This is a genomic window from Kibdelosporangium aridum (assembly GCF_900176515.1).
Classification (GTDB): domain Bacteria; phylum Actinomycetota; class Actinomycetes; order Mycobacteriales; family Pseudonocardiaceae; genus Kibdelosporangium; species Kibdelosporangium aridum.
The window spans coordinates 187,120-198,794 of the sequence record NZ_FWXV01000014.1 but is presented as its reverse complement, the minus strand read 5'-3'; the positions used below and the strand labels follow the sequence as shown (position 1 = coordinate 198,794).

Here is an 11,675-nt window from a genome sequence, read left to right as displayed (position 1 = left end):
GTCGAACGTCGAGGAGTTGTTCCCGTCGCGGTCGGGAAGCAGGAATCGGAATGAGTGGGTGCCGAACTGGGCGGTGAGGTTGCGGGCTTGTTGTGTCGTCCACTCCTGGGTCGGGTGTTGGGTGACACCGGCGATGTGTGGCCGCCGCGTGCCGTGCTCGAGGAACACCAGGGCATAAAGGCGTTTGCCGAGGACGGTGTCGATGTGGAAGAAGTCTGCGGCGATGATGCCGTGGGCCTGGCTGGCCAGGACCTGTTTCCAGGTGGGACCGGTGCGACGCGGTGCGGGATGGATGCCGGACGAGTTGAGGATCTTCCAGACGGTCGATGCGGCGATCCGATGTCCGAGCCGGGTCAGCTCGCCGTGGATTCTCCGGTGGCCCCAACGCGGGTTGTCGTGGGCCAACCGAAGGACAAGCTTCGTGATTGCCGCGTGAGTGGGCGGTCGTCCGCTCGGGCGTCGGCGTGCGCTGTAGTCCCCTTTCCATGCGATGGACTTGGGTACCAAGCTGGTGCCTCGTCAAGCAATGTTGATCTTGTAGTTGGGTTGTCGGATCGTTGGTCCGGTGGCGAAGCCTTGTTGGGTTGGGCGCGGTTCGTTGGGCGGATCGCCTGCCCGATGTTCGCTGTTGAGGCTGAGCACGGCGCGATGCCGCCCTGTCAGATGGCCGGGGTATCGAACGTGTGAAGGGCTGGGTGCGCCAGGCTCGGGTCGAGGGCGTGGACCGTCGGGTCCACCACGATCAGCTGGGGGCCTGCTGGGGCGTGGTGGAGGGTGTTCCTGTTCGAGGTGGTGGGCTGCTGAGTCAGGGGGTATCGGGAAGAAGGGCGGCCAGTTCATCGTGCAGGAGGCGCCGGATCTCCTCGACCGGGAACTCGCGTGGGTACATCGCCGCCTGCAGGCTCAGGCCGTTGATGAACGTGTGCAGGCGCCAGGCCTGCCGGTCGAGGTGAGCGTTGTCGAGCGGGTCTCCGATGTGTTCCGGAGGTGGTTGTCCGCAGAAGTGCGCCACCGCGAGTCGGCAGATGTGCCGTTCGCCGGGGAGTCCCGCGGCGTGCAGTTCGGCGAGTGATTCGTCGAAGCGCGAGCGCATCAGGCAGGCGAGCCACACGTCCACGTCCACCCGCCGGTCGGCGTCCAGTGGCAGCAGTTCCTCGAGTATCAGCCGGGCCCGGTCACGGCCGGGCAGGTCGCCGCGGAGATGCCCGGCGATGCGGGCGGTGACCTTGTCGGCCATCGCCTTCGCCGCGAAGAGGAGCAGGCCGCGTTGGCTGTCGAAGTAGTGCCGTAGTCCGCCGATCGAGACGCCGGCCTGCTCGGCGATCTTCCGCACGGTCGCGCCCTCGATGCCGTCCCGGCTGATGACGTCCCAGACCACGCGGGCCAGTTCCGCCCGCCGCTGGTCGTGGTCGACGAGCTTCGGCATGCCCAGGTTATAGCACGCTTGTACGGTCTCTTATACAGTACAAGCGTGCTAAATAAGACTCAAGGGGCGGCACCCGGTCGTGCCGCGGGGTTAGTCGTGCTCGTCGTGGGACTGCTGCTGATCGCTGGTTCGGCGCTGTGGTTCGTGCTGACCGGCAACACCGATGTCCGATACTCCGCGGACACCGACGGCACCGTCCCGATGTGGTTCCGCTGGATTCCCGTACTCACCGGCCTCGCGCTGGTGCGCCTGATGCCCTTCCCCGCCGCGATCACGTCGACGGAGCGCCAACCCCGTCTCGAAGCGGGTGTTCTCCTGGCCTCGGCGGTGCTCTTCGCGGTGACGCTGCGACTGGCTGGTGGCGGCGAGCCTGCCCACACCCTGTTGAAGGTGCTATTGCTGCTCGGTGTTCCTGTGGCGATGTTCTGGAGCTTGCGGCGCAGGGGAACGGCCTGGTGCCCGGCAGGTGGGCAACCGGACGTGTGGCGGCGCTGGGCACCCGCGATCCCGGTGGCCGCGTGGGTTCTCCTCAGCTACGCGAGTCCGTGGGCCATGCCGTCCAGCGACTTCGCGACGACCGTCGACCTGGCCACGCTCGTGCTCGTGCTCGTCGTCGGGTTCCTCGTCAACAGCCTGCTGGAGGAGGTCTTCTACCGCCGCTGGCTGCAGTCCAGGTGGGAGGCGATCCTCGGCCGGTGGCCGGCGATCATGCTCGCGTCCCTGCTTTGGGCCGCCTGGCACGTCGCCATCCAGAGCAGCGGTGACCTGCCGGTGGACCTCGCGTCGACGTTCGTCAACCAGGGCGTTCTCGGGCTGTTCCTCGGCTATCTCTGGAGCAAGTACCGGATGATGTGGCCCATCGTCGCCGTCCACGGTGCCGTCAACGCCGTCCCCATCCTGCTACCCCTGCTGTGACCAAGCCCACCTCGCGCCTCGCCCATGATCGCTGAACGGTGTTATTTGATCTTCACGGTCGGCTTGGACAGGCTGTCTCCAGTGGTGAAAGGGTTGGTCTTGGAGGTGGTTGGTGCCCCGCCGTCCTGAGGTGCTCGTCCTGCCCGGTCTGCCCCTTCGAGGTTTGGAAGGACTCCTCGACGGTCCACCGTCGCCCGGCGACTCGGATCAACGTGCTCAGCGGTACTCGACGCTGCCGCGGCTCCACCCGCGCCATCAGCGCCTCGAACGTCTCCCGCCAGCCGACAGGGTCCACCCCAGCGGGGCCTACCATGGCGCCCGCGGCCACCACACGATCTTGATAGGTCCACACAACCACTCATGATCAACTGGTGGCCGCACCACCTCCTCACACCCCTCACCAGCGAAGATCACGAAGTCAGGCTGGAGTACTAGCCGGCTCGGCGTACTGGCGCAGCCGGTTGAACACCTCGGGCATGTCGGGTTCGAACACCTCCCGCGGTTCGGCGCCCTTGCGGGAGACGATGATCCCGAAGCAGCTTTTCTTGTCCCCCTTGATGTCGAACGTGCCGAGCAGGTCTTTGGTGCCGGCCGCGTAGATCTTGTAGGTGTACGTCGCGGCCAGGACCGGGATGCCGGCGCATTGATCGCTCGGGCCGTCACCGACGTGGTGCCGGTACTGGCAGACGAGCAGTTGGACCTTGTCCTTGGCGTACCACGAATCGGGTAGCGACCCGCTCTCCCTCGTGATGTCGGTCGCCTCGCCGTCCTCCGGCGTGTCGGCCCGGGCGAGCAGAGGTTCCTCGTTGTGCACCTCGAAGATCAGCATCGGCCGTGGTCCCGCCGGAGCCAGCGGTTCGGCCCGGTCGTCGAGCTGCGACAAGTTCGCGACGTCGTCGCTGTCGTATTCGTCCGGGCAGAACGCCTTCGGCGGATCAGTGAAGGCGCCAGTCGACACCAGCACGCCCGCGACCAGGACGGCGATCAGCGCCAGCATCCAGAGCTTCGGAGACCCCATACAGGTCAGCTTGCCTGATCAGCCCGCCACGACGGGCAACGGTTGGGCCTTGCGTCAGCGACCGGGCGATCGCGAGGCACAGTCATGCGACCAGGCGCAGCCAGGCCGCCGTGAGTGCGGCGTGCCCCGCCGTCGCCGCTGCACCCGGCGGACCTGAGAACTTCCCCGTCTACTGCAGTGGACACTCGACCGTTACCAAGACGCAGGCGGGATACCTGCCGAAGTCGACACATACCAAGCCGCACTGACCATCCAAGCCCGCTGCTTCCACCACGCTGTGCTCGTGCGACTACACGGCAACCAAGCTACGAGGAAAGCGTCGAGCAACTGACCCGCAACATCGCGGCTGGCCTCGTCGAATGAGGCCTGTGAGACTGACGCCCGCAAGCCGAACCCCTAAGCTACGCGACCGCTTCGCGTCGCCGGAAGTCGCTGGGAGGGCGAGGAAACCTTCCAGTTGGCCGAGAACGAGACCGGGCTGCGCGGACCACTACCAGGTCCGCCCCTACGACGCCTGGTACCGGCACATCACCCTGTTCGTGCTCGCCGCCGCGTTCCTCGCGGTCACCGCCCACCGCGGACGCCAGCTTGACGAAAAGGGGCGCCACCACCGACGGCAAGCGTCTGATTTCGTTGTTCTGTAACGAAATCCGCCGCCTCTGGGCGATTTAACCCGCCCAACCCAACCCGACGCACACCGACCACTGGTCAGACTGGCGCCGCCTGCACCAAAATCCGGCGCAACACACCTCCCACTGCGAGCTGCGTGCCCTCGGGGCAGCAGCCGACGCAGGCAAACACCTGCGAGCCGGTCACCGACCGACCCACCGGCACATGCGGCGTCGGCACCCTGAGGTAGTCCGCTCCGCAGGAGACGCACGCTAGGCCGTCGGCTTGCAGGTCGGTCAATCCGGTAATGATCATGCGGCGGCTCATCGGGAACCACCTGCCACCAGACGGCGGGTGCCCACCGGGCGGATCGTGATCTCAGGCCCGTCGATCAGCACCGAGCGGTTCGTATGCTGATGCGTTAGGCCCACAATCGAATAGCTTACGAGAATCGCCCGCTGACCTGCGAAAGCAGGTTCGGCGGGCGATCTTGGTTTGATGTCCGGTGTGGACTGTGGTGCACCGAACTGGAGCAAAACCGGAGGCCCGTCAGTTCGAGGCGGACTGTCACCGTCGCGCCGCCGACCGTACGCAGCACCCGTTGGGTGAGTGCGTTCCCGGCCTTGGCCAGGTGGTTGGCCACCCGTGGTGCGAACGCTTTCAACCGCAGGAAGCCTGGGCGTTCGGTCAACGACCACCGGTCCGCGTGCGGCTGGTAGTGCCACTCCCACTGCGGCTTGAGGCGGGCGTCGGTGAACAAGTCGATGGTCACCACGGGGCAGTGCATCGACCGGCATACCGGGCGTGCCGCCGGCGGGCACACGGCCCGTCCACACCATGTTGCCGATGCCGTCCGCGCCTACCCCCAGGTCGCTGTGGTGGTGTCACCGGACTTGCAAACCCAGGAGCCCGCAGGGGCGTTCGTCCAACCGCGGCCTTCGCGCTACCCAACTGCTCGAGACAGGTAGCCGATCTGGCCCTTCATCGCGGTGGGCGACTGGTGGATGAAGCACTCCCGGTTCGCCCGCTCGATCACCCCCATCGGTTACGCCCCTTCGTCCGGGACGGCGTCGCCCTCGATGTGGCAGGCCGGGTGCAGCCCTGCTGCATCAGGTCGAGCGCCCACAGCGTCGACTGGACTGCTCTCCCGCACCGGGCGCCGTGTGGACTGGCGAGTGACCAGCACCGGCTGCACGAGTCGACGTCGGTCCACACCGGTGCGGGCGTTGATGAGAGCGATCAGCAGGTCGACCGCTTCGTCGCTCACCCGGTCCGGACGGAGGCTGACTGTGGTGACCGGCGGGGTCGTCGTCGCGTAATCCGGATCCTCACTGATGCACGCCACCAGCAGATCCCGCGGTACCCGAAGCCCGTGGTGCCGGGCGGCGGCGAGGATGTTGTGACCGGAGTCGGAGTAGATGCCGATGACGGCGTCCGGTCGTGGATCGCGGTTGAGCAGCCGGCCGACCGCGTCCCGTTCAGCCGTGAAGTAGTCGGGCAGTGAGGCGTACTCCTCGACGAGGGCGGACATGTCGCGTTCGGCGCACCAGGCCAAGCGCTGTTACGCCATCGGGATCGCTGTCCACGTTGGTCACTGTAGGACGGTCCGCACCGAGGCGCGACACAGTCATCTGTCACTGGTTCTCGAGTGGACGCGCACCGCGTGGTGGACGCCGGCCTCTGCGCTAGTGGTGCGACGTCGTCGCGTCGCGAATTTTCGGGGACGGCGCGCACAAACCCGTCGTCGCCGGGAGCAGGCCTATGTACGACCTCGACCTCGACGACTCGTTCTGCAACCAGATCGGATCAGCCGCGACATCCACTACTGAGCGGCACCCGCTACGTGCTGTGCCAGCTTTGGCTCGGCGTCATCGTACCGATCACACTCACCGCCACCGACACGCGATAAGCCGGGGCTCGAGCCGGCCCAGTCGAGGTCGCGGATCCAGCTAGGCAGCGCTCCGTTCCCCAAGAGCGGCGCCGACAACCATGGTGTCCTCCCGGATCTCCCACCCCCGGCCGGGAAGGGCACCACGGACCCGAAGCGCGGAACCGGAAAGAACTATGCCCGCGCCATGTGGCTGCTTCTCCCACGGCCGACGACGCCTCCATACGCAAACACCTGGGCGAGTCACCCCGCAGGTCAGGATTTGCGGCCGACGCCTGCGTAGATCTGTTCCCGTTCAGGACCGTCGATGTCGTAGGGCCTGGTGGGACGCCAGTCCGCGGTCGGCACGACTCCAGGAGACACCAGCTCGAAACCGTCGAAGAAGGATTCGAACTCCTCGTGACCACGCGGGTAGATCGGGTCGGCGCTCTTCTTCATGACCTCGACCATGGCCGCCATCTCCGCCGGACGGGAGTCAGCCGTGAAATGGGACAACGCGAGAAAACTCCTTGGGGCGAGCCGTTGCCGGTAACGAGCCAGCAGCTCGCGGGGCTGGTACTCGGGCGCGATGAAGTGGAACACGCCCACCATCAGCAGGCCCAGCGGCTGGTCGAAATCCAGCAGGCCGCGCACGTCCGGGTGCTCCATGATCCCGTCTGGCTCGCGGAGATCCTGCTGAATCGCGGTCGCGTACTCGTTGGCGCCGAGCATCAGCTGGCTGTGGTTCACCGCGACCGGCTCTCTGTCCACGTACACCACCCGGGCAGCCGGGGCCGCTCGCTGGGCGATCTCGTGCACGTTGCCCACGGTCGGAATGCCGGATCCGATGTCGAGGAACTGACGAATGCCCTGCTCGATCATGAACAGCACCGCCCTGTGCAGGAACGCCCGATTGAGCCGGGCGATCTCCGGGGCGCCGGGCAACGCCGTCTTGAACCGCTCCGCGATCTCCCGATCAGCATGGAAATTGTGCCCGCCACCGAGTAGATAGTCGTAGATGCGCGCGGCACTCGGCACGTTCTCGTCGACGCTGGCGGGCACCCACCATGACTGTTCAGACACAGGGCTCGCACCTCACGCAGATCACCGGCATCCGTTCGTACCGAAACTTACTACCGACCATGATCCACAAGCGGGTGAACCGGCATGCCCTGTCCGCTTGCCCACGCCCGCATCACGCTCACATGGCGTGATCTTGGTGTGCGCCAAGACAGCGATCCCGTCCGCCTTGAATGGATTGGTTGCCGACGGCGGGTGGGGGCTCGCCGTTCCGAACTCGGAGAACCGCAGCCGACCGGCCGCCAACAGTCCCTACTCGATCCGGGCGAAGCATGCCCGGCGGATGAGTAGGAGACGTGAGTGAGCAGCGAGATCGGTGATCTGATCGAACCGATAGACCCGGACGTCGACCTGCGCATTGATAGCCAACGGCGTGAACTGGTCCGCTCGCACGCACCCGTGCTGGGTGTGATCGCGCTCGGTGGAGGTCTTGGTGGGGTCGCCCGCTATGGCATGGGCGTGTTGCTGCCGGTCCAACCGGGTCATTTTCCCTGGGGGACCTTCGTCATCAACGTGACCGGTTGCTTGCTGATCGGTGTGGTGATGGTGCTGGTCACCGAGGTGTGGTCGGCCCACCGCCTGGTGCGGCCGTTCTTCGGTGTTGGGGTTCTCGGTGGGTTCACGACGTTCTCCACTTACGCGGTGGAGATCCACGGTTTGCTGCAGCCTGGCACTGTGGGTATCGCGTTCGCCTATCTGGCGGGCACTCTGATCGGCGCGATGCTGGCCGTCGCTGTAGGAGCGTGGCTCACGCGTGCGATGGCCGGTCTGGCACGGAACGCGGAACGGGTGGTGTGACGTGCGCCTGGTCGAACCGGCCCTGCGGCTGTCGATCGTTCTGCGCTGTGACGACCGCTGGCACCATCAGCCGCTCTACGGCGAGATTGTCGAACGAGCTCGCGACGCTGGGCTGGCGGGCGCCACGGTGTTGTACGGGTGCGAGGGTTACAGCGGCGCCTCGTTGATCCACACTGACCGGACGGTTGATCTTGCCGACAACCTGCCCGTCGTCGTGATCATCATTGATACCGAGGAACGCGTCCGGGCCTTCCTGCCACGTCTGGACGAACTGGTCACCGACGGCACAATCCTGCTCGACCAGGTCCACGTCGTTCGGCACCAAGGAAAATCATGACCGCCGTCCTGGTGTTTCTCGGCGCGATGATCGGAGCACCATTGCGTTACCTGACCGACCGCGCCGTCCAAACTCGCCACGACAGCCTCTTTCCCTGGGGTACCTTCAGCGTGAACGTCGCCGGCTGCCTTGTCCTCGGCGGGCTGGCCGGCGCCGGTAGCGCGCTGCCCGGCACGCTGGTCACCGTGCTGCCGCCAAGGAAAGCAACACGCATTGTCCTCGCCGGATCCTCGCGTTGCCTATATTGAAGTCCGTGACTGCGAATCGTGGACCCGCCAGCATTTGAGGCGAGGTATAGCGTAGAAGCTCCTCAATAGCGCCGGGACATCGTGTTGAATCTGCTTTGATCGCTGCCATCTCTTCAGGGTGATCGAGTAGGGCCAGTAGGCCACCGCTGATCGCGTCCGAGAGTACCTCGTACCACACAAAAAGCAGATAGAATAATAGAGCGTTCGTATGGTCGGTGCTCAAGGGTTCGTGCTGCAGGCGTCGAATGATGTCGGCGACAATACTCGACGTGCCGGAACTGGAGTGTGGTATGCCCGCCACCTCACCGATGATGCGTTGCATTCCGCTCATCGTGTCTCTCGCTCGTTCCGTCTCAGGGCGCAGGGGCGCAACCACGGCCTCGGCCCACGTCCGCAGCAGCATCACCGCATGTTCTGGCAGTTCCAGCATCGCGCCGATCGTCAGCGCAGGCAGCGGTATCCCCACTTCCCGGACAAAATCGATGGGCCGGGAGGTGTCTAACCCCGCTAAGAGCTGCGTGGTGACCTTCTGGAGACGGCGAGACAATTCGGCGGGATTTTTCGGAGCCAGCGGCGGCACCACGGCCCGTCGCAGGGCCATGTGCTCCTCAGGGCCGACATTCAACATGTGTCGGCTGAGCTGAGGAGGAAGAGCGAAGCCCTGATACTCGCCCGTGGCGGCGTGCCGGGTCTCGGTAGACAAACGGCTGTCAAGTAGCAGAGCACGAACGTCCGCGTGCCGTGTGATCAACCACGCGGGTGGGCCGTCCGGAGTTACGACTCTGTGCACGCCACCTGTGTTGCGATGTCTCGCCAGGCTTTTCCACGGGCTGTGCGCGAAGCTCGACGTGAAGATCTGATCAAGTGCGGAATCTGTGTTGGAAGCCATCGCTGACATCGTGTCAGAAACCAGTTCGCGAACGGGTCAGCCCAATCGTCCCCTACCGAAGCTCACAACAAACCGGCGTAGGGTCGGGCGGGGCGTGGCCGTGTGCTCTCCGCACCACCGGTACGGATGCGCACCTGCAGGTGGAAGCGAGCCGAAGGTAACCGAGCAGCCGAGCGAGTGATGTCGTGAGTAGCGCGAACGCGAGGGCGCAGAAACCTGAGTGGCTGGTGAGGGTGCCGGGGGATGGGGGCGCGGTAGCGGGTGCGGGTGTGCTGATTGATCAGTACCACGTTGTCACCTGCGCTCATGTCGTCGCGAACCAGTTCGGAGAGCCCTCACCTACCGCCGGTACCGGGCCGGCACCGAATGATGCGGCCACGGTCGAATTCCCGTTCAGCGGCAGCGCCGCCGTTCGGCGTGTGGCCCAGGTCGTGGAGTGGCAGCCGATCGCCGAGGATCTATCCGGTGACGCCGCGGTTCTGCGGCTGGCTGAGCCTGTCGTGGCGACTGCCGCGCCGTTGGCGTTCCCCTCATCCGTGCTCGGCCACCGGTTCTCGGTGCACGGCTTCCCGAGCGGGGACAGCGCCGCACGGTACGTCACCGGACGGTTGGGCGGGGCCAGCGGCCCGACCGGTGACTGGCTCCAACTCGATGCCGACAGTGGTGTGGGTTGGGCTGTGGAGCGGGGTTTTTCCGGCGCGCCGGTGTTCGATCACGACGTGGGCGCAGTGGTGGGGATCGTGGTGATGACTGATGCCCACCGCAGCGGGCACATGCTGCCTATGTCGGCGTTGCGGTCTTGGTGGCCCTGGCTACTCGATCGGCGGGTGGAGGACGCCAGTTGGACGGCGCACTGGCTTCCTCGTGCCCGCGGCTCAGAGCGTCAGTCTGACACCGGTGTCTGGTACTTCACCGGACGCGACGCAGCCCGTCAGCGGGTCTGTGACTGGCTTGCCGATCCAACGGCACCTGCGCTGGTGGTTACCGGCGGCCCTGGCACGGGCAAGTCCGCACTGCTGGCGCACCTGTTGGTCACTGCGAACCCGGCCTGGGCTGACGTGGTGCCCACCAGCGGACCCCGCCCACCGGTGGGTGCGTTTGATGTCGCTATCCATATCAGTGGCCTGTCTGGCGATGACGTCGTCCGGCAGGTGGCCGACGCTGTGGGACTGGACGTGGCCACGGCGCCGGAGCTGCTCGCCGCGATGCGGCAACGTCGCCAGGCGGGCCAGATGCCTGTGGTGATGGTCGCCGACGCGGTCGAGGAGGCCGCCAGCGTCGCGGAAGCCCGGCAGATCGCTGTCCTGCTGCGGAATCTGGCAGGAACCGGGGCGGCGAGAGTCCTGGCCGGCGTCCGGACCGCACCCTCCGGCACCAAGCGTGCAGAGATCCTGGGCGCCTTCGGCAGTATTCCCCGCCTTCCGCTGGAATCCCGCGCATTCCAGCGGAATGAAGACGTGGCTGACTATGTGTGTCTTCGTCTTACTCATGACGACTTTCAGAGCCGGTACCGCAACCGTCCGCCGGGCGAACTGCGGAGGATCAGTTGGGCGATCGCGCGCAGGGCCCGTTACAACTTCCTGATCGCCCAGCTCACCACTCTCTGGCTTACCCAGGCCACGACACCGCCGCTCAACATCGGCGAGCCGGGCTGGGAACGTATCCTGCCCGAGACTGTCGGTGAGGCGATGGAGGAATATCTACGCCACTGCGGCGCCGATCCCGAACTGGTCCGCCGGATCCTCACCGCCCTGGCCTTCTCCCGGGGGAGCGGGCTTCCGTTCGGTTGCAGCTGGTTGACGATCAGCGATGCCTTGCATCCGGCCCACACCCACACGCTGGCCGACCTGGAGACGGTGTTTCACAGCGCTGCGAACTACTTGATCGAACGCACCGACGACGGCAACGAACAGGCGTCCTATCGGCTTTACCACCACGCCCTCGACGAACATCTCCGTGACCACTGCACCAAATACACTCCCCAACCGAACCCCCATCAGGCCATCGTCCGCGCGCTCATCGACGCCCTGCCGGTTCGAGAGCACGGCCGAGACTGGGCCACCGCGGACGCCTACACACGCACCCATCTGGCCGGTCACGCCGTCGAGGCACAACAACTTGACACTGTCCTCGACGATCCCAGCTTTCTCCTCTATGCCGAACCCGGCCCACTGCTGACCGCGCTATCACACGCCCGCACTGAAGAGGGACAGCTAGTGGCGTCGACTTACCGACTGTCCCAACACCAGCACCGCCACCGTCACCCGGTTGACCGATGCCGCATCCTCGCGCTTGACGCAGCGAGGCTCGGCGCCAACGAACTCCAACACCGCATCAACACTGCTCAAAAACACCTCATGGCACCCGACCAAGTCATTTGGCGCGTTCGCTTCGCCACCGGGAGCAGGTTGCCCACCGCCGCGATCGCGACCCTCACCGGCCACACCAACGAGGTCAACGCGGTTGCGGTGACTGAGCTTGATGGCCG

Annotated in this window: 12 protein-coding genes and 2 pseudogenes; 6 read left to right on the top strand and 8 right to left on the bottom strand. The window is 65.7% G+C overall.

Features of this window, described 5'->3' with window-relative positions:
• Window positions 1-405, bottom strand: a pseudogene (locus B9C43_RS49455) (integrase core domain-containing protein); the annotation flags it as partial.
• A gap of 400 nt (window positions 406-805) precedes the next feature.
• On the bottom strand, window positions 806-1,426 hold the full coding sequence (locus B9C43_RS49450) for a TetR/AcrR family transcriptional regulator (RefSeq protein ID WP_084434233.1): 621 nt from the start codon (window positions 1,424-1,426) through the stop codon (window positions 806-808).
• A gap of 45 nt (window positions 1,427-1,471) precedes the next feature.
• Between B9C43_RS49450 and B9C43_RS49445 the strand changes: the two genes are divergently transcribed.
• The gene (locus B9C43_RS49445) at window positions 1,472-2,341 is read left to right on the top strand and encodes a CPBP family intramembrane glutamic endopeptidase (RefSeq protein ID WP_235039290.1); all 870 of its coding nucleotides are present in this window, start codon (window positions 1,472-1,474) and stop codon (window positions 2,339-2,341) included.
• A gap of 418 nt (window positions 2,342-2,759) precedes the next feature.
• Here the strand turns inward: B9C43_RS49445 and B9C43_RS49435 are convergent, their stop codons facing one another.
• Window positions 2,760-3,359 carry a hypothetical protein gene (locus B9C43_RS49435; RefSeq protein WP_084434231.1) on the bottom strand — a complete coding sequence of 200 codons (600 nt, stop codon included), beginning with the start codon at window positions 3,357-3,359 and terminating at the stop codon, window positions 2,760-2,762.
• A 412-nt stretch (window positions 3,360-3,771) separates the two neighbouring features.
• Between B9C43_RS49435 and B9C43_RS60480 the strand changes: the two are divergent.
• Window positions 3,772-4,003: pseudogene (locus B9C43_RS60480) on the top strand (hypothetical protein); the annotation flags it as partial.
• Window positions 4,004-4,067: 64 nt separating this feature from the next.
• Here the strand turns inward: B9C43_RS60480 and B9C43_RS49425 are convergent.
• The 4 genes from B9C43_RS49425 to B9C43_RS49410 form a co-directional block, all read right to left on the bottom strand.
• Window positions 4,068-4,295 carry a hypothetical protein gene (locus tag B9C43_RS49425; protein WP_084434230.1) on the bottom strand — a complete coding sequence of 76 codons (228 nt, stop codon included), beginning with the start codon at window positions 4,293-4,295 and terminating at the stop codon, window positions 4,068-4,070.
• A gap of 115 nt (window positions 4,296-4,410) precedes the next feature.
• Entirely contained in the window at window positions 4,411-4,740 is a 330-nt protein-coding gene (locus B9C43_RS49420) for a beta-xylosidase family glycoside hydrolase (protein ID WP_200826056.1), read from the bottom strand.
• A 273-nt stretch (window positions 4,741-5,013) separates the two neighbouring features.
• Window positions 5,014-5,499: a substrate-binding domain-containing protein gene (locus B9C43_RS49415; protein WP_200826055.1), complete on the bottom strand. Its 486-nt coding sequence runs from the start codon at window positions 5,497-5,499 to the stop codon at window positions 5,014-5,016.
• A gap of 612 nt (window positions 5,500-6,111) precedes the next feature.
• On the bottom strand, window positions 6,112-6,918 hold the full coding sequence (locus tag B9C43_RS49410; RefSeq protein WP_084434229.1) for an SAM-dependent methyltransferase: 807 nt from the start codon (window positions 6,916-6,918) through the stop codon (window positions 6,112-6,114).
• A gap of 297 nt (window positions 6,919-7,215) precedes the next feature.
• Here B9C43_RS49410 and crcB point away from each other — a divergent pair, with 297 nt between their 5' ends.
• Genes crcB through B9C43_RS60310 form a run of 3 tightly spaced genes read left to right on the top strand, consistent with a single transcriptional unit; the run spans window position 7,216 to window position 8,298 of the window.
• Entirely contained in the window at window positions 7,216-7,713 is a 498-nt protein-coding gene (crcB, locus tag B9C43_RS49405; RefSeq protein ID WP_327225202.1) for a fluoride efflux transporter CrcB, read from the top strand.
• Window position 7,714: 1 nt separating this feature from the next.
• Window positions 7,715-8,050, top strand: coding sequence for a DUF190 domain-containing protein (locus B9C43_RS49400; protein ID WP_084434228.1), 336 nt, complete (start codon window positions 7,715-7,717; stop codon window positions 8,048-8,050).
• The gene (locus tag B9C43_RS60310) at window positions 8,047-8,298 is read left to right on the top strand and encodes a fluoride efflux transporter FluC (RefSeq protein WP_143447149.1); all 252 of its coding nucleotides are present in this window, start codon (window positions 8,047-8,049) and stop codon (window positions 8,296-8,298) included. The genes B9C43_RS49400 and B9C43_RS60310 overlap by 4 nt, the downstream gene beginning before the upstream one ends.
• On the opposite strand, the gene B9C43_RS56295 is transcribed toward B9C43_RS60310, so the two are convergent.
• Entirely contained in the window at window positions 8,231-9,187 is a 957-nt protein-coding gene (locus tag B9C43_RS56295) for a cytochrome P450 family protein (protein WP_143447148.1), read from the bottom strand. The genes B9C43_RS60310 and B9C43_RS56295 overlap by 68 nt on opposite strands.
• Before the next feature lie 185 nt (window positions 9,188-9,372).
• Here B9C43_RS56295 and B9C43_RS49390 point away from each other — a divergent pair.
• Window positions 9,373-11,675: serine protease (locus B9C43_RS49390; protein ID WP_143447156.1), on the top strand; the 2,303-nt coding region annotated here is incomplete at its 3' end.

Excerpts from the sequence above, each read along its gene's own strand:
- B9C43_RS49450 (WP_084434233.1), bottom strand. The coding sequence starts at position 1,426 with ATGCCGAAGCTCGTCGACCACGACCAGCGGCGGGCGGAACTGGCCCGC.
- B9C43_RS49435 (WP_084434231.1), bottom strand. The coding sequence starts at position 3,359 with ATGGGGTCTCCGAAGCTCTGGATGCTGGCGCTGATCGCCGTCCTGGTC.
- B9C43_RS49425 (WP_084434230.1), bottom strand. The coding sequence starts at position 4,295 with ATGAGCCGCCGCATGATCATTACCGGATTGACCGACCTGCAAGCCGAC.
- B9C43_RS49415 (WP_200826055.1), bottom strand. The coding sequence starts at position 5,499 with ATGTCCGCCCTCGTCGAGGAGTACGCCTCACTGCCCGACTACTTCACG.
- B9C43_RS60310 (WP_143447149.1), top strand. The coding sequence starts at position 8,047 with ATGACCGCCGTCCTGGTGTTTCTCGGCGCGATGATCGGAGCACCATTG.
- B9C43_RS56295 (WP_143447148.1), bottom strand. The coding sequence starts at position 9,187 with ATGGCTTCCAACACAGATTCCGCACTTGATCAGATCTTCACGTCGAGC.